17 protein-coding genes are annotated in these 15,712 nt (G+C 71.9%); 9 read left to right on the forward strand and 8 right to left on the reverse strand.

The genetic code is table 11. The annotated features are described in order from the left end of the window. Positions 1-52 precede the first annotated feature (52 nt). Together ABIA35_RS05700 and ABIA35_RS05705 are read left to right on the forward strand one after the other, a co-directional pair. Positions 53-1,348 (forward strand): UDP-glucose/GDP-mannose dehydrogenase family protein, encoded by a 1,296-nt coding sequence (locus tag ABIA35_RS05700; RefSeq protein ID WP_370357114.1) that lies wholly within the window; start codon positions 53-55, stop codon positions 1,346-1,348. 117 nt (positions 1,349-1,465) lie between these two features. Beyond that, positions 1,466-2,215 carry a hypothetical protein gene (locus ABIA35_RS05705; RefSeq protein ID WP_370357115.1) on the forward strand — a complete coding sequence of 250 codons (750 nt, stop codon included), beginning with the start codon at positions 1,466-1,468 and terminating at the stop codon, positions 2,213-2,215. Between the two features lie 49 nt (positions 2,216-2,264). Here the strand turns inward: ABIA35_RS05705 and ABIA35_RS05710 are convergent, their stop codons facing one another. From ABIA35_RS05710 to bioB, 3 genes are all read right to left on the reverse strand, one after another. After that, positions 2,265-3,131: an LLM class F420-dependent oxidoreductase gene (locus tag ABIA35_RS05710; protein ID WP_370357116.1), complete on the reverse strand. Its 867-nt coding sequence runs from the start codon at positions 3,129-3,131 to the stop codon at positions 2,265-2,267. 89 nt (positions 3,132-3,220) lie between these two features. Beyond that, on the reverse strand, positions 3,221-3,442 hold the full coding sequence (locus ABIA35_RS05715) for a hypothetical protein (protein ID WP_370357117.1): 222 nt from the start codon (positions 3,440-3,442) through the stop codon (positions 3,221-3,223). Positions 3,443-3,559: 117 nt separating this feature from the next. Further along, a complete protein-coding gene (gene bioB / locus ABIA35_RS05720; RefSeq protein WP_370357118.1) occupies positions 3,560-4,663 on the reverse strand; it encodes a biotin synthase BioB in 1,104 nt (367 codons plus the stop codon). 110 nt (positions 4,664-4,773) lie between these two features. On the opposite strand from bioB, the gene ABIA35_RS05725 reads away from it, so the two are divergent. The 3 genes from ABIA35_RS05725 to ABIA35_RS05735 all read left to right on the forward strand — a co-directional run bounded on the left by ABIA35_RS05725 (position 4,774) and on the right by ABIA35_RS05735 (position 7,514). Further along, on the forward strand, positions 4,774-5,499 hold the full coding sequence (locus ABIA35_RS05725) for a DUF4232 domain-containing protein (RefSeq protein ID WP_370357119.1): 726 nt from the start codon (positions 4,774-4,776) through the stop codon (positions 5,497-5,499). 91 nt (positions 5,500-5,590) lie between these two features. Then, on the forward strand, positions 5,591-6,661 hold the full coding sequence (locus tag ABIA35_RS05730) for a Dyp-type peroxidase (RefSeq protein ID WP_370357120.1): 1,071 nt from the start codon (positions 5,591-5,593) through the stop codon (positions 6,659-6,661). Positions 6,662-6,665: 4 nt separating this feature from the next. After that, entirely contained in the window at positions 6,666-7,514 is an 849-nt protein-coding gene (locus ABIA35_RS05735) for a family 1 encapsulin nanocompartment shell protein (RefSeq protein ID WP_370357121.1), read from the forward strand. Here the strand turns inward: ABIA35_RS05735 and ABIA35_RS05740 are convergent. The 3 genes from ABIA35_RS05740 to ABIA35_RS05750 form a co-directional block, all read right to left on the reverse strand. Continuing rightward, on the reverse strand, positions 7,498-8,352 hold the full coding sequence (locus ABIA35_RS05740) for a class I SAM-dependent methyltransferase (RefSeq protein ID WP_370357122.1): 855 nt from the start codon (positions 8,350-8,352) through the stop codon (positions 7,498-7,500). The genes ABIA35_RS05735 and ABIA35_RS05740 overlap by 17 nt on opposite strands. Positions 8,353-8,411: 59 nt before the next feature. Then, on the reverse strand, positions 8,412-9,248 hold the full coding sequence (locus ABIA35_RS05745; RefSeq protein ID WP_370357123.1) for an NlpC/P60 family protein: 837 nt from the start codon (positions 9,246-9,248) through the stop codon (positions 8,412-8,414). 723 nt (positions 9,249-9,971) lie between these two features. Next, positions 9,972-10,094, reverse strand: coding sequence for a hypothetical protein (locus ABIA35_RS05750; RefSeq protein ID WP_370357124.1), 123 nt, complete (start codon positions 10,092-10,094; stop codon positions 9,972-9,974). A 137-nt stretch (positions 10,095-10,231) separates the two neighbouring features. On the opposite strand from ABIA35_RS05750, the gene ABIA35_RS05755 reads away from it, so the two are divergent. Then, on the forward strand, positions 10,232-11,032 hold the full coding sequence (locus tag ABIA35_RS05755; protein WP_370357125.1) for an FHA domain-containing protein: 801 nt from the start codon (positions 10,232-10,234) through the stop codon (positions 11,030-11,032). A gap of 41 nt (positions 11,033-11,073) precedes the next feature. Here ABIA35_RS05755 and ABIA35_RS05760 read toward each other — a convergent pair whose 3' ends face one another. After that, entirely contained in the window at positions 11,074-12,144 is a 1,071-nt protein-coding gene (locus ABIA35_RS05760) for a mannose-1-phosphate guanylyltransferase (protein WP_370357401.1), read from the reverse strand. A gap of 154 nt (positions 12,145-12,298) precedes the next feature. After that, positions 12,299-12,649, reverse strand: coding sequence for a DUF952 domain-containing protein (locus tag ABIA35_RS05765; protein ID WP_370357126.1), 351 nt, complete (start codon positions 12,647-12,649; stop codon positions 12,299-12,301). A 125-nt stretch (positions 12,650-12,774) separates the two neighbouring features. On the opposite strand from ABIA35_RS05765, the gene ABIA35_RS05770 reads away from it, so the two are divergent. From ABIA35_RS05770 to ABIA35_RS05780, 3 genes are all read left to right on the forward strand, one after another. After that, entirely contained in the window at positions 12,775-13,962 is a 1,188-nt protein-coding gene (locus tag ABIA35_RS05770) for a sensor histidine kinase (RefSeq protein WP_370357127.1), read from the forward strand. Continuing rightward, positions 13,959-14,699, forward strand: a complete 741-nt coding sequence (locus ABIA35_RS05775; protein WP_370357128.1) for a response regulator — start codon at positions 13,959-13,961, stop codon at positions 14,697-14,699. The genes ABIA35_RS05770 and ABIA35_RS05775 overlap by 4 nt, the downstream gene beginning before the upstream one ends. A gap of 89 nt (positions 14,700-14,788) precedes the next feature. Beyond that, entirely contained in the window at positions 14,789-15,676 is an 888-nt protein-coding gene (locus tag ABIA35_RS05780) for a YwqG family protein (protein WP_370357129.1), read from the forward strand. Positions 15,677-15,712 lie beyond the last annotated feature (36 nt).

Below are 15,712 nucleotides of genomic sequence, written 5' to 3' on the forward strand. Positions count from 1 at the left end.
TGCGCGAGTAGGGTGGCAGGACCTGTACTCGCGACGGACAAGGGGAAACGGCATGGCGCAGCGCATCGCGATCTTCGGAGCCGGATACATCGGCCTGGTCACGGCGGCGTGCTTCGCCGAGCTCGGACACACGGTGGCGGTGCGGGACATCGACTCGGACAAGATCGCCGCGCTCCAGGCCGGCCGGATACCGATCTTCGAACCCGGGCTGGCCGAGCTGATCGCCCGCAACGCCGGCCGGCTGAGCTTCACCGTCGACGCCGACGACGCGGCCGCCGACGCGCAGGTCGTCTTCGTGTGTGTGGACACACCGCCCACCGCCTCGGGCGACGCCGACCTGTCCCGCGTGTGGTCGGTGGTGGACTCGATGAAGGGTGCGGCGCACCTGAGCGCGTTCGTGGTGAAGTCCACCGTCCCGGTGGGAACCGGCGCCCGCATCCGGGCAGTGCTGGACACAGCGGGTCTCCGGCACGTCGGCTACGCCGCCAACCCGGAGTTCACCGCGGAGGGCAGGGCGGTCCAGGACTTCATGCACCCCGACCGCGTGGTCATCGGTACGGACGACCACGCCACGGCCGAGCTCCTCGCCGCCGTCCACGACGGCATCGACGGGCCGGTCATGGCCATGGACGTCCGGTCGGCGGAGGCGGTGAAGCTGATGGCGAACGCCCTGCTGGCCACGAAGATCAGCTTCGCGAACGAGGCCGCGGCGATCTGCGAGGCCACCGGCGCGGACGTGAACCTGGTGATGGACGCGGTCGGCGCCGACGCCCGCCTGGGCCGGGGCTTCCTGAACGCGGGCATCGGCTGGGGCGGCAGCTGCTTCCCGAAGGACACGATCGGCCTCAAGGCCCTGGCCGTCAACGGCGGCTACCACCCGCAGCTGCTGTCGGCGGTGATCGAGGTCAACGAGCTGACGCGGCGCCGCGCGGTGATCCGCCTGAAGGAGGAGCTGGGCACCCTGGACGGCAAGACGGTCGCGGTGCTGGGGATGACGTTCAAGCCCGGCACCGACGACATGCGCGAGTCCCCGGCCACCGTGATCGTGGACCGGCTGCTGACCGAGGGCGCCACGGTACGGAGCTGGGACCCCATGGCCCAGCCGCAGACCACTCCCCCGTGGTCGTCGACGACCCGCTGCGCCTCCCCGCTCGATGCCCTGACCGGCTCCGACGCGGCGATGCTGGTCACCGAGTGGCCCGAGCTGCGCGACGTCGACTGGCCCGAGGCCGCCGCGGCGATGGCGGCCCCGGTGCTGTTCGACGGACGGAACCTGCTGGAGCCGGGCGCGATGGCGGACGCGGGGTTCACGTACCTGTCGGTGGGTCGGGCGACGGTTCGCGGCTGACACGGTCGGGATGTCGGGATGTCGTGCGCCAGCTGGTCGAGGCGCGGAATCAAGGGGCCTGTTATCCGTAGAAAACTCCGCGCCGACGAGGCCGACCGTGCGGCACAATCGTCCGTCATGGCCGTCAACAACCCTCTGACCTGTACAGAGCTGCTGGAATCAGCTTTCGCCGACCTCGATCGGGCGTTCGGCAGGAACCGCGATCGCGTCGCTCCTCCCGATGCATGCACACACTGCTTCGATGCCGATCACCTCGCCATCCTCGGCGGCCCTGTCGAGGAGATCCCCGACTGGCTGTTCAGCCGTGCCCTCGGCAAGTGGGGCACGACGATGTCCGCCGACGCCCGGTACTGGCGGCGCTGGACCCCTCGCCTGCTGCGACAGCTGACCGGCGGGACGCCGCTCATGGCGGAGGCGCTCCTCGCCCGCAAGTTCCGGGAAGCCGGGTGGCGGCAGTGGCCGGGCGACCAGACCAGGGCCGTCGAGGCGGTGCTCGCCGCCTGGTGGCGGACGAAGCTCGCCGCCGGACGCGGGCCGTCCGCCATCAGTGCCCTGGAATTCCTTGTCCCGTTGACCCGGGAGCCCGACTCATGGCTGCGAATCTGGTCGGAGTTCCCCGGAGACGCGGCGGGTCACGCCGTCCTGGAGCTGGCACGCTGGTGGTCGCTGGAACTGGGCAGCGGTGAGCTGGACATCGACGGGTTCGGCGGATCCTTGGACATCGCCGAGGAGGTGACCGCCTGGCTCCTGCGCGAGCTGCCGCGCCGCGGCCTGCTCGGCGACCTCGATGAGGACGAGACGTACTGGTTCAGCCAGATCGCTCTGCCGCCGGGGCAAAGGTTCCAGAACCCGGCAGGATTTCCCTGACGGGGCAGCCGCTCCCGCGACCGCCCCGCAACCGGTACCAGCCCTACCCCTACAACTCCGCCATAGCCGGGATCATCTCCCGGCCGATCAGCTCCAGCCGCTCGGTCTCCCACACATTCGGCACGGACCCGTGCACCTCGGCGACGCCCAGCGCCGCGAAGCCGCGGATCTGCTCCATCAGGGCCGGGATGTTCTCGCCCTTGTCGCCGATGTTCAGGGGCATCATCACGGTCTTCTCGATGCTGTCGTAGTCGCGGCCCTCGGTCTGGCAGTGGGCGCGCAGGACGTCGAGCTTGTGCGGCAACTCCGGGGTGGCGAACAGGTTGCAGGCCTGGGCGTACTTCGCGACCAGGCGCAGGGTCTTCTTCTCGCCGCCGCCTCCGATCAGGATCGGTACGGGGCGCAGGGGCTGCGGGGAGTTCAGGGTGCGGGCCAGGTGGTAGTGCTTGCCCTCGTAGGGCGCCTCGCTGTCGCTCCACATCTGCTGGCAGATCTGCAGGGCCTCCTCCAGGCGCTCGAAGCGCTCGGCGGTGCTGGGGAAGAGCAGGCCCAGGCCCGCGGCCTCCTCGCCGTTCCAGGCCGCGCCGATGCCGAGCCAGGCGCGGCCCTTGGACAGCACGTCCAGGGTGCTCACCGCCTTGGCCAGCAGGCCGGGCTCGCGGTAGGTCACCGCCGTGACCCAGGCCAGCAGCTGCACCTTCTCGGTGCGGGCCGCCAGGTAGCCCAGGGTGGTGTACGCCTCGAGCATCTCGTGCTCGGCCGGGCCGACGTTGCCGATCTGGAACAGGTGGTCCATCACGCTGACGCGGGCGAAGCCGGCCTGCTCAGCGGCGACGGCCACCCGGGTCAGGTCGTCGGCCAGCGTGGCGGGGCCGCCGGGGTAGGTGAAGTCGGGGATGTGCAGCCCGAGTTCCATGTCTGGCTCCTCACAAAGGGCTCAAAGGGTCATCAGAAGACGAAAGCTACTCCCGCGGCGGCCCATATGTCAGTCACAGACATCAACACTCAAGGCCGCGGCACCGGCCCCGGCGCGTCGTGCTCGGCACGGTGCGCCTTGGCGCCGTCCCAGGGCAGCACCATCGACCAGCCCATGGCCACCACTCCGAGCACCAGCACCACCGCGAAGACCGCGACCACCCCGCCGGAGCCGGCATTGATCCCGGCCAGGCCGAACGCCTCCAGGTAGCCTCCGACGATCAACGCGGTGATGCCCCATTTGGTCTCCATATGTCCAACCTAGGCCCGCCCGCCGATCGCGCCACTCCCCCGACCCGATCGGGAACGCGCACGCGATCGGCACCGCCCAGCACAGCTGTTCGCCAGACCTCAGGTGCTCACCACACCTCACGTGTTCGCCGGCACCTGCGTCCCCGCCCCGCGCCGCCGCACCGCCACCTGCTCGGCGCGCGCCGCCGGCAGCGTCGTCTCCTGGCGCCCCTCCACGCTGAACCCGGCGTCGGCGATCATCGCCAGGTCGTCCGCACCGGGCGCGCCCTCGCTGGTCAGGTAGTCGCCGAGGAAGATCGCGTTGGCCAGGTGCAGGGCCAGCGGCTGCTGGCCGCGCAGGTGGATCTCGCGCCCGCCGGCCAGCCGCACCTCGACGTCCGGAAAGACGAACCGGAACAGCGCCAGGATCCGCAGGCAGCGGGCCGGGGTGAGGTCCCAGCGCCCGCCCAGCGGCGTGCCCTCGAACGGGATGAGGAAGTTGACCGGCACCGAGTCCGGGTCCAGCTCGCGCAGCGCGAAGGCGACGGAGACCACGTCCTCGTCGCTCTCCCCCATGCCGAAGATGGCGCCGGAGCACGGGGACAGCCCGGCTGAGGTGGCGTCCCGCAGGGTGCTGACGCGGTCGGCGAAGGTGTGGGTGGTGCAGATGTCCGCGTACTTCTCCTCGGCGGTGTTCAGGTTGTGGCTGTAGGCGTCGGCGCCGGCAGCGGCCAGCCGCGCGGCCTGGCCGTCCTTGAGCAGGCCCAGGCAGACGCAGACCTCGACGTCGGGCGTGCCGTCCTTGATGGCGGCCACGGTGTCCGCGACGCGCTCGACGTCGCGGTCGGAGGGACCGCGCCCGGAGGCGACCAGGCACACCCGCTTGGCACCGGCGCCGACAGCCTTGGCGGCCAGGTCAGCGGCCTCATCGGTATTGATCCAGGAGTACTTCAGGATCTCGGCTTCGCTGCCGAGCCGCTGGGAGCAGTAGAAGCAGTCCTCGGGGCACAGTCCGGACTTCATGTTGACCAGGTAGTTGAGCTTCAGCCGGTTCCCGAAGAAGGCCCGCCGGACTCGTCCGGCGGCGGCCACGACGTCCAGCACGTCGGCATCGTCGCAGGCCAGCAGTGCGAGGGCTTGCTCGCGGGTCGGTGCACGGCGGACCAGGGCGGCGTCGACCAGGTCGGCGAGCAGGGTGTCTAGGGTGTGATGGGGCGAATCGGGCTGGGTCATGGTCTTCATCGTGGCGCGGCGCCCGGCCGACGGGTGATCGACGGCTACCACAAGAGCGAGCGGTGAACGTTGTGGGGTTCGTTCCGGCGCGCGCCGCGGCGCATGGCATGCTGCTCGAAATGAACACCTCTGATTCGAGCAGTCCGAGCAGCCCGAGCACAACGAGCGGCATACGGCTGGGCGTGGCGCTGGCCGCCTCGCTGGCGGTGGTGTCGCTGGCCGCGGGGTGCGGTGGTTCGAAGTCCTCGACGGCGGCGAGCACGTCCGCCAACTCGGCCACCACGTCCGCCGCGGCGTCCTCGACGGCGGGGGCCTCCTCCTCGTCGGGCGTGGTGGACGGCGGCGCGAGCCCGTCGGCCGCCGGGGCCGGCTCCTCCTCGCTGCCGCCGAAGCCGACCACGCCGGATCCGGGCGGGCCGCGCGACTGTTCGACCGACATGCTGAAGCTGACGATCGAACCCCTGCACGAGCCGATCAACCACGTGATGATCTCGGCGCAGAACATCTCGCAGCTGCCGTGCCATCTGAACAAGTACCCGCTGCTGCGCACCTTCGAGGCGCAGCAGACGCCGATGCAGGTGGCCCAGGCGACCAAGCCGGCGATCGCGTTGGTGCTGCAGCCGGGCGCGACGGCGTACGCGGGCGTGATGACCAGTTCCGCGGACGGTTCGGGGACGAACGGCAGGAACGTCCCGGCCATGCTCCTGCAGTTGCAGGCGAGCAGCGCCGCCGCCGGCGGGGTGGGGCGGCCGGCCTCGGTGGTGATGCCGCACGACGCGCAGTACGTCGACGGCTCGGCGGTCGTCACCTACTGGGAGAGCGACATCCAGAGCGCGACGTACTGATCTGCATGATCACCACCCGACAGGCGGGGGCATCGGGCGCCTGTTACGGTCGGGATGGTTGCGACGCCCGAGCCGCGAGGAGACCCGCCCGATGCCCAAGCTTTCCCCCGCCGACGCCGCCCAGCCGGTGGTCAGTCCCCTGACCTCGGCGGCGATGTTCCTGGTGCTGACCGTCGAGGACGGCGGCGAGGACGCGGTGCGCGAGGTCGTCCCCGATCTGACCGCGTACGCGCGCGCCGTGGGGTTCGGGTATCCGCGCGGCGGTCTGGCCTGTGTCACCGGTTTCGGCTCGGCGGTGTGGGACCGGCTGTTCGGCGGGCCGCGCCCGGCCGAGCTGCATCCGTTCGTGGCGCTGGACGGGCCGCGGCATGCGGCGCCGGCCACGCCCGGGGACATCCTGCTGCACATCCGGGCCCAGCATCTGGACCTGTGCTACGACTTCGCCGAGCACGTCCTGACGCGCCTGGGCGGCGCGGTGAAGATCGTGGACGAGGTCCACGGCTTCCGCTACCACGACAACCGCGACCTGCTGGGTTTCGTGGACGGCACCGAGAACCCCGAGGGCCACGAGGCGGTCGAGGCGGCGCTGGTGGACGCCGAGCGGGATCCGGAGTTCGTCGGCGGCAGCTATGTGATCGTGCAGAAGTACACGCACGACACGGCCGCGTGGCGGACGCTGTCGGACACCGAGCAGGCGCTGGTCATCGGCCGCACCAAGACGGACAACATCGAGCTGTCGGACGCGGTGAAGCCGAAGACCTCGCACGTGGCGCTGAACACGATCGTCGGCCCGGACGGCGAGGAGCAGGACATCCTGCGGCACAACATGGCCTTCGGCTCGTTCCGGGAGGGCGAGGCCGGCACCTATTTCATCGGGTACTGCGCCACTCCCACTGTGACCGAGCAGATGCTGCGGAACATGTTTCTCGGCGACGAGGAGGGAAACCAGGACCGGATCCTGGACTTCTCGACCGCGATCACCGGGGGGCTGTTCTTCGTGCCGGCCACGGACTTCCTGGACGACCCGCCGCCCGCGCCGGGCGAGGATTCCCCCGCGACCAACCCCGCGACCCCTGATGCACCCGCCGCGGCCCCCGCGCCGCCCGCACGACCCCGACCTTCCGACGGATCCCTGGGCCTCGGAAGCCTGAAACGGAGCTGACCTGATGAACAACCTGCACCGCGACCTCGCCCCGATCAGCGACGCCGCCTGGGAGCAGATCGAGGAGGAGGCCCGCCGCACGGTGCTGCGGTACCTGGCCTTCCGGCGCGTCGTGGACGTGGCGGGGCCGGCGGGCCCGGAGCTCGGGGCGGTCGGCGACGGCCACACCGCGGCGATCGCCGCGCCGCACGACGGCGTGCAGGCCCGGCTGCGCAGCGCCCAGCCGCTGGTGGAGGTGCGGATCCCGTTCGAGCTGGACCGCTCGGCCATCGACGACGTGGAGCGCGGCGCCCAGGACAGCGACTGGCAGCCGGTGAAGGACGCGGCGAAGATCGCGGCGTTCACCGAGGACCGGGCCATCGCCGACGGCTACGCGGCGGCGGGGATAACCGGGCTGCGCCCCTTCGCCAGCAACGCGGCGATGCTCCAGCCGGAGAACGCGGCCGACTACCCGACGACCGTGGCGCGCATGGCCACGCAGCTGAAGCTGGCCGGCGTCGAAGGGCCCTACCACCTGGTGCTGGGCGCGGACGCCTACCAGGCGCTGTCGGACGCGGTGGACCACGGCTACCCGGTCGCCGAGCACGTGGCGCGCCTCATCGACGGCGACGTGATCTGGGCGCCGGCGATCAGCGGCGGCGTGCTGCTGTCCGGGCGCGGCGGCGACTACTGCCTCCAGCTGGGGCAGGACCTGTCGATCGGGTACGAGTCGCACACCGCGGAGAAGGTGCGGCTGTACTTCACGCAGTCGTTCACGTTCCTGCCGTACACCGCCGAGGCCGCCGTGCCGCTGAGCGGCAGCGACGACGGCGGGCGCGGCAAGACGTCCCGGACGGCTAAGCGGTCGCGGTGACGATGACGTAGCCCTTCGGCTCGCGCCAGATTCCGCCCGGCAGGGTGCGGAATCTGGCGCGAGCCGTTTCATCGAGGTCGGCGATGATGGCCTGGCGCAGTCGCGGTTCCTCCGGAACACCCTGCAACGTCAGGATCGACGCCAGATACGCCACAACGGGCCCGGGCTCGGTGAACAGCAGGGCGTTGTCGCGCCGCAGGATGGTCATGCCCGCCGCGTCGAAGCTGTGGGCGACCAGGTCCGGCAGGTTGCCGCCGTGGACGTTCTCATCGGGTGAGGGCGGCGGGGTGATGCCGTGCGCGGCCAGCACCTCGTGCAGCACGGCCATCAGGTGCGGGTAGGGCGCTTCGCGGTTGACGACGGCGGCGAAGCGGCCGCCCGGGCGCAGGACGCGGAGGGCCTCGGCGACGGCGGCCAGTGCACCTGGGACGCGTAGCGTCTCCTTAACGGGCGGTGGTGGGAGACGGGTGGGCGGCTCGTCGAGGTGGTAGAGCATGTGGCGGGCCGTGACGACGTCGAAGGCGGCGTCGGCGAACGGCAGGGCCCGGGCGTCGCCGCGGGCGGCGTGCACGCCGGGGATGCGGGCGCAGGTGGCGGCGGACTCGGCGGAGAAGTCCAGGGCGGCCAGCGGTGCGGTGTGTCCGGCGGCGGACAGGCGGGCCAGGAAGGTGCCGGTGCCCGGGCCGACGTCGAGCAGGCGGTCGGCGGCGGTGACGGCGGCGGCTCGCAGTACGTCGGCCTCGACGTCGTGCTCGAACTCGCTGTAGCGGCGGTGGGTCTGGATCCTGACGTCCAGCGGGCTCAGGTCGCGGTAGGCGCGGTCCACGGCGGTACTCATGCGGATCATCATGGCTCGTTTCCCGGCGGCTGCGGCGCCGCCGGGAAACGGCCGCCGGCTCAGGCGTTCACCCGCACCACAGCCGAGACCGGCATGGAGCGCACCGGGTCGGGGCGGACGGTCGCGCCGGTGTGCGGCGAGTCGATCACCAGGCCGTTGCCGACGTAGATGCCGACGTGGTGCTGCGTGGGATAGAAGACCACGAGGTCGCCCGGCTGGACCTCGTTCATCGAGATGTGCGTGCCGGCCCGGGCCTGGGCGCGCACGGTGCGCGGGATCTTGACGCCGGCGGCCGCCCAGACGTGCTGGGTGAAGCCGGAGCAGTCGAATCCGGCACGGGTGGTGCCGCCCCAGCGGTAGGGGACGCCGAGCAGGGACAGCGCCTCGTGGACGGCCGCGGCTGCCTTCCTGGAGTTCGCCGGGGGCAGGTGCTCCAGCGAGTAGGAGTTGGTGTGCCGGGCCGGGCGGGAGCGGTTGGCCGAGCGGCTGTGCGACGCGCCATGGCGGCGGGCCGGGGCCTTGCTCGTGCTCCTCTTCTTCCTGTTCTTGCCCCTGTTCTTGCCCCTGTTCTTGCTCGTCCTCCTGTTCGTGCTCTCGCTCGCGCTCCTGCTCTTCGTCGCGCGCCGGGTTCGTTCGGTCGGCTCCGGCCGGGTCTGGTCCGGGTCGGCGGGGTCGGTGAGCCCCGTCCCGGCGAGGTGTTCGCCGCGCTCGGCGAGCAGCGCCGAGACGGAGGCCGCGGTCAGAGCCGGTGGTATCGACAGGGCCGCGTTCTGGAGCGCGGGCCGCTGCGAGGTGCCGCCGAGGCTGTCGGCGGCGGCAGCCAGCAGCGCGCCGGCTGCCAGCAGTGCGGAAACGCACCGTGCGGGAGCACGGTGCCCACGTTTATGACATTGCATCCCGTTCACTTCCCTCGATCTGGCGCAGGACAGGCTCCTGTGATGATCCGATGGTCGTCCTACCGCCGCGACGAGGGCTCCATGCCTGCTCACCCCCGGACGGCGCAGTGCCTTGAGGCGTCACCTGGGCCGGACGGGCGACGAAGGGTGACCGAAGAAGGGGCCTGAACAAGAGTGCTGCCGGGTACCTGCGGACACGACGAAACCGCCCCGCCGTACGGCCCCGTGACCGTCGGAGAGGCGGCGTGTCGCGCTGCCCTGCTGCTCTGCTGTGCTGGTCCTGCTGCTCTGCTGTGCTGCTGTCTTGCTGTCCCTGCTGCCGGGATCGGCATCATCGCCGACCCCGGCCCTGGGACGTCCCCCTTGCGCGTCCGGCCGCACGGCCCCGTGACCGTCGGTCGGACACCCCCTGGCAGCCGGCGCCGGCTTCCCCTCCGACGCCTCGGCCCGATCTGCCTCATCGACCTGCCTCGCCGACCGGCCCCGTGACCGGCGGTGAGGCAGTCCCCCGACTCCCTGCCGGCATCGGCGGCCATCGCCGGTCCCGGCCCGACCGTCCCGGCGGCCCCCGCCGCGGGACAGTCGCCCCTTCCGTCGCGCCGCCGTCCCGTACGACGGCGGCGCGGCGGAAACCCGTGGTTGATCGATCTCTGGTTCGCCCTCGGCGGACCCCGCCCATCCCATTCCGACGGACGGGGTCCCCTCAGGCCCGGCAGCCCCGCGTCATCGGTGCTCGCGGCGGATGCTTACTCGCGCTTGCGGCTGGGCCGTGAGCCCCAGCCCGAAGGTCCGGTAGGGGCCTTCGCTGTCGACGTTGTCGTCCTGGACGTAATCCGTGTTCACCATGGCAACTATGGGAGCACCGAGGGGCCGGGACCCCTCCCCGCCGATCCCCAGTACGCTGCTCGTCAGGCACCACGTACGCCGCCAGAGGACAATCAGCCGCCGCCGGGCGCCCGGGGCGGTCGAGGAAAAGGGCCACCATGCAGATCCGGGACTTCATCCCCCAAGTCCTGCCGCAGAACCTGCCGAGCCTGGCCGGCGGAGTGCCGCCGGCCCCGGCCGGGACGATCTTCGTCAAGTCCGGCCCCAGCGGCTTCGCGGTGCCGCCGCGCAAGTTCACGCTGCACTTCGGCCGGGCCGAGGCGGACGTGCACGTGATGATCGGCGGCGACGACGAGTTCGTCAGCCGCCTGGCGGGGATCTTCACCTGCGACGGCGACGAGTGGTGGCTGCGCAACGAGGGACGGCGCCCGATCCTGATGCCCGGCACGGAGCCGGTGCTGCGGCACCACGAGGTGTCTGTGGGCCCCGGCTACACGCCGCTGACCATCGAGACCCCGAACCGCCGCACCCACCTGCTGGAGGTGCACATCGTCGGCAACCCCGGCCGCCCGGCCCGCGACATCGGGCAGGCCCGCACCCTGACCTCGGACGTCACCGACCTGTCCCCGGTCGAGCGCCTGATGCTGATCGCCCTGAGCCAGCGCTACCTGCGCCGCGAGCCCTACCCGGCGCCGGTGACCTGGAAGCAGGCCGCCGACGACCTGAACGAGGCCCAGCCCAACCCGGTGCACCCCTGGACCGCCAAGGCCGTCGAGCGCCGCATATCCGAACTGCGCGCCCGGCTGTCGACCGGACCCGGCGCGATCCGCGGGATCGTGAAGGAGCCGGGCATGGTCGAGCCGCTCGGCAACACCCTGAACGACAACCTGATCCGGGGCCTGCTGCGCAATGCGACGCTGGTGCCGGAGGACTTGTACGCGCTCGGCGACAACGTCTGAGGGGCTGTGCAGCCCCTCAGATCAAGGTCCTGCCGGACAGTTCACACCCGCGCGTCGTGCCCGCTGGCCCGCAGCCCGTCCACCACCTGCTTCACCTCGTGCGCCCGATCGCGGGGGCAGACCAGCAGCGCGTCCTCGGTGTCCACGACCACCACGTCGCGCAGCCCCACCACCGCCACCACCCGGCCGGTCGTGGACACCACCACCGAGTCCTCGACGCCGCGCAGCGTCGCGACCGCGGCGTCGGTGAGGACCACGTTGCCGTCGGCGTCGCCGTCCAGCGACTCCCCCAGCGAGTGGAAGTCGCCGATGTCGCTCCAGGGGAAGTCGGCCGGGACCGTGACCACCCGGCCGGCCGCGGCGGCGCCCTCCATCACGCCGTAGTCCACGGAGATCTTCTCCAGGTCGTCCCACACTCCGCCGAACACGGTCTCGTGCTCCGGGCCGTCCCAGTCCTCGACGATGGCGCCGATGCCGGCCGCCAGCCGCGGACGCTGGCGCTCCAGCTCGGCCAGGAAGGCCCGGGCCTGGAAGACGAACATGCCCGCGTTCCACAGGTACTCCCCCGACTCCAGGTAGGCGGCGGCCACCTGCGCGGAGGGCTTCTCGCGGAACTCCTCGACGCGGTGCACCCCGGGTGAGAGCTGCTCGGCCAGGCGCAGGTAGCCGAAGCCGGTCTCGGCCCGGGTCGGCCGGATGCCGACGGTCACCAGTGCCCCGGTCCCGGCCGCCGCGGCGGCCAGCCGGATCAGCTCCTCGAACCGCTCCTGACGCCCTATGAGGTGGTCGGCGGAGTACACGGCCACCACCGCGTCCGCATCGCGCCGGGCGATCACCGCTGCGGCCAGCGCGATCGCCGCGAGGGAGTCCCGCGGCGCCGGCTCCACCAGGATGTTGTCCTCGGGCACGGCCGGCAGCTGGCGGGCCACCGCCGCGGCGTGCGCGACCCCGGTCACGACGTACACCTGGTCCGGGTGCGACAACGCGGACACCCGGGCCACAGTGGCCTGCAACAGTGTCTGTTCGGTTCCGCCGAGACGGTGCAGGAACTTCGGGTTCGCGGCCCGGGAAAGGGGCCACAACCGGGTTCCGCTGCCGCCGGCCAGGATCATCGAGTACACGCGGGGACACCTTCCGAGGAGAGGGACAGGCTTCCCGAAACATTCCCCGGTCTGCCGGCCGCCGCACTCAAGAACGCCCGCGGTGCCGGATATGGCAGGATTCTGCGGTGTCTGGTCGCCTGTGTTCAGCGATCGGCCGACATATTCAGCCCTCGAACACGAACCGGTGACCGGCGTCGCGCCGCAGCTCGGCGGTTCCGGTGACGGCGTCGACGTTCAAAGGTCCGTAGATGTGCGGGAACGGCTTGTCGGCGCCGGGCACCGGGTCGTACCTCAGCGGCGCGGTCAACCGCTCAGGATCGATGACCAGCAGCACCAGGTCCTCGGCGTCCGCATCGGCGTAGAACCGGTTCGCGACGCCCTCGACCTGCTCGGCGGTGGAGGCGTGGATGAAGCCCTCCTGTTCCACGGTCACACCGCGCGTGGAGACGTGGTAGAGCCCTGAGGCCTGGGCGTCGGCCCAGTCGGCGCGCAAGGCGATGTGGTAGATCGTCATACCCCAGTCTGACCCGGCCGGGACCACTGCCGCTGAATACCGGGCGTGTCGCGGTCGCATTGGCCGCCCGGACTAGTCCTGCCGACCGATGCGGCCGGCGGCCGGTGATCGCTAGCCTGAACGACGTGAACGCTCTGGCACCCCTTCTTCAACGGCTGCGACGCCGCACCGCGCGGCGGGTGCCGGCCGCCTGGTTCGACGCGTTCGCCTGGGGCGGAGCGCTGCTGTTCGCCTGGATGGTGTTCGCCACCATGCCCAACGGACCCCGGCCGGTGCTGCTCGGCCAGTTCACCGTGCAGTTCCACGGAACGCAGCGCCTTGAGCTGGCCCTGCTGTCGGCCGTACCGATCCTGACCTGCCGCCGCCGGCCGGTGGCCGCGCTGGTCGGGGTGCTGGCCGGGGCGGCGGTCCTGACCGCGCTCGGCTTGGGCAGCGCGATGTCGCTGCTCGGCGCGACCGCGATGGTCGCCGTGGTCGCGGCCGCGCGGCCGCGCCCGGTCGGGCTGACCGCCGCGGTCGGGACGTTCGCGGCCTGGGCGCTGCTGGAGCTGGCGACCGATCCGGGCGACCCCACGCCCTACGGCCGGCTCAGCAACGCCGTGCTGCTGCTGGCCGTCGCGTTCACCGTCGGGGTGCTGATCCGCGAGCGGCGCGAGCACGGCAGGGCCCTGCGGGAGCAGGCGGCGGCCGGCGCGGTCACCGCCGAGCGGCTGCGGATCGCCCGCGAACTGCACGACATGGTGGCGCACAGCATCGGGATCGTGGCGATCCAGGCCGGGGCGGCCAAACGCTGCATCCAGACCCAGCCGGTGCTGGCCGCGCAGGCGCTGGACGTCATCGAGACCACCAGCCGCGAGACCCTGACCGGGCTGCGGCACATGGTGGTCGCGCTGCGCCGGGCCGAGGCCGACCGGGACGGCGTCGCGCCGATGCCGGGGCTGGACGACCTGCCGGCGCTGGCCGACAACGCCGCGAAGGCCGGGGTCGCCGTCCAGGTGCGCTTCGACGGCGAGCGCCGGGCGCTGCCCGCGGAGGTGGACCTGTCGGCGTACCGGATCGTGCAGGAGTCGCTGACGAACGTGGTGCGGCACGCCGGTACCCGGCAGTGCCGGGTGGCCATCGCCTTCCAGGCGCGGGACGTGGTGATCGAGGTGACCGACGAGGGCCGCGGCGGGCTCGCCGACGCCCCGCGCGCCGGCATCGGATTCGGGCTGGCCGGGATGCGCGAGCGGGTGTCGCTGCTGGACGGGTCCTTCGATGCCGGGCCGCGGCCGGAGGGCGGGTTCCGGGTGCGGGCGCGGATCCCGGCATGACCTCCTCCGGCACTGGCACCGGCTCCGGCACCTCCTCCGGCGCTGGCCCCGGCACCGGCCCCATCAGGGTCCTGCTCGCCGACGACCAGCCGCTGATCCGCGCCGGGCTGGTGATGGTGATCACCGACGCCCCGGACATCGAGGTCGCCGGGCAGGCCGGCAGCGGCGCCGAGGCCCTGCGCCTGGTGCACGACCTGCGCCCGGACGTGGTGGTGATGGACATCCGGATGCCCGGCCTGGACGGCATCGCGGCCACCGCCCGCATCAAGGCCGAGGCGCCGGCCACCAAGGTGCTGATGCTCACGACGTTCGACGACGACGAGAACGTCTACGGCTCGCTGCGCGCCGGCGCCAGCGGCTTCCTGCTCAAGGACATGGCGCTGGACGACATCCTGGCCGCGGTGCGGGTGGTCGCCGCCGGCGACGCGCTGATCGCCCCGAGCGTGACCCGGCGGCTGATCGCCGACTTCGCCGACCGGGGCGGCGCGGCCGAGCAGAGCCCGCGCGCCGGGCACAGCGCCCAGGCCGAGCGCATCCGCCTGGCCGGCGTCACAGAGCGCGAACACGAAGTGCTGGCCCTGGTCGCCCGCGGCCTGGCCAACAGCGAGATCGCCGCCGAGCTGGTGATCAGCGTGGCCACGGCGAAGACGCACGTCGCGAACCTGCTGACCAAGCTGGCCGCGCGCGACCGGATCCAGCTGGTCATCCTCGCTTATGAGGCCGGGATCACGGGCTAGGTGTGGCGGGCGACAGAACTCTTAGGCGCCCGGCACAAACATCCCGCAACGGGTTGTCCGACGGGCGGACACCTGAAAGCATTCCGCGCATGGAGATCAGTGAGTCACCGCTGGCCGAGGCCGGCCGGCGTTTCTTCAGCCCGGAGAACGCCAAGACATGGATCGAGCTGCTGCGCCCGGGATTCCACCTGCGCGAGCAGAACGAGGGTGAGCCGCTGGTCGGCTACCTCGGCGGGGAGCCGCTGCTGCCGGCCGGCGTGGAATGGCCGCAGTGGGAGGGCCACGGCCCGCTGTCGTTCGTGGCGGCCGTGGACTGCGACGAGTTCCCGGTCGCTGAACTGGACATCCCCGTGCCGGACTCCGGCATGCTGTTTTTCTTCTACTTCAACGGCGTCGGCGAGGACGCGGTCCAGTACCTGGACCCGGACAGCATCAAGGGCGGCACTCGGGTGATCTACGTGCCCGAGGGCACTCCGGACGTGGCCCCGCGCTCGGCCCCCGAGGGCCTGGAGGCCTTCCCGCGGGTGATGCTCACCGGCGAATTGATAGCGACCGCCCCCGACAACGAGAACTCGGCCCTGGTCTCGGCCTTCGGCGAGGGCGAGGACCCGGCCGCCGACGACGACTACACCGAGTACCCGACAGTCGGCGACGCCGACGGCGACGGCTTCTACGACGCGCTGACCAGCTTCCGCCGCGACCACTCCCCGCACCACCGCGTCGGCGGCTACGCGCTGCCCAAGGCCGGCTCGGTCACCAAGGAGGTCGCGCACGTCCTGGCCCCCGGCGACGACGACGCCGCCAAGGCCGCCCGCAAGGCACTGCTGCCGGAGCTGGTGATGCTGCTGCAGGTCGACAGCGACGGCCGCGCCGGCATGGAGTGGGGCGACACCGGCCGCCTGTACTGGCTGATCCGCCGCGAGGACCTGGCCGCCCGCGACTTCGACAAGGCCACGTTCACCTGGCAAAGCGAGTAACGCCCGCGAGCGGACCGTCGCAGCCGGAGGCCATGG

It is taken from the genome of Catenulispora sp. MAP12-49, assembly GCF_041262705.1.
In the GTDB taxonomy this organism is placed as follows: Bacteria; Actinomycetota; Actinomycetes; order Streptomycetales; family Catenulisporaceae; genus Catenulispora.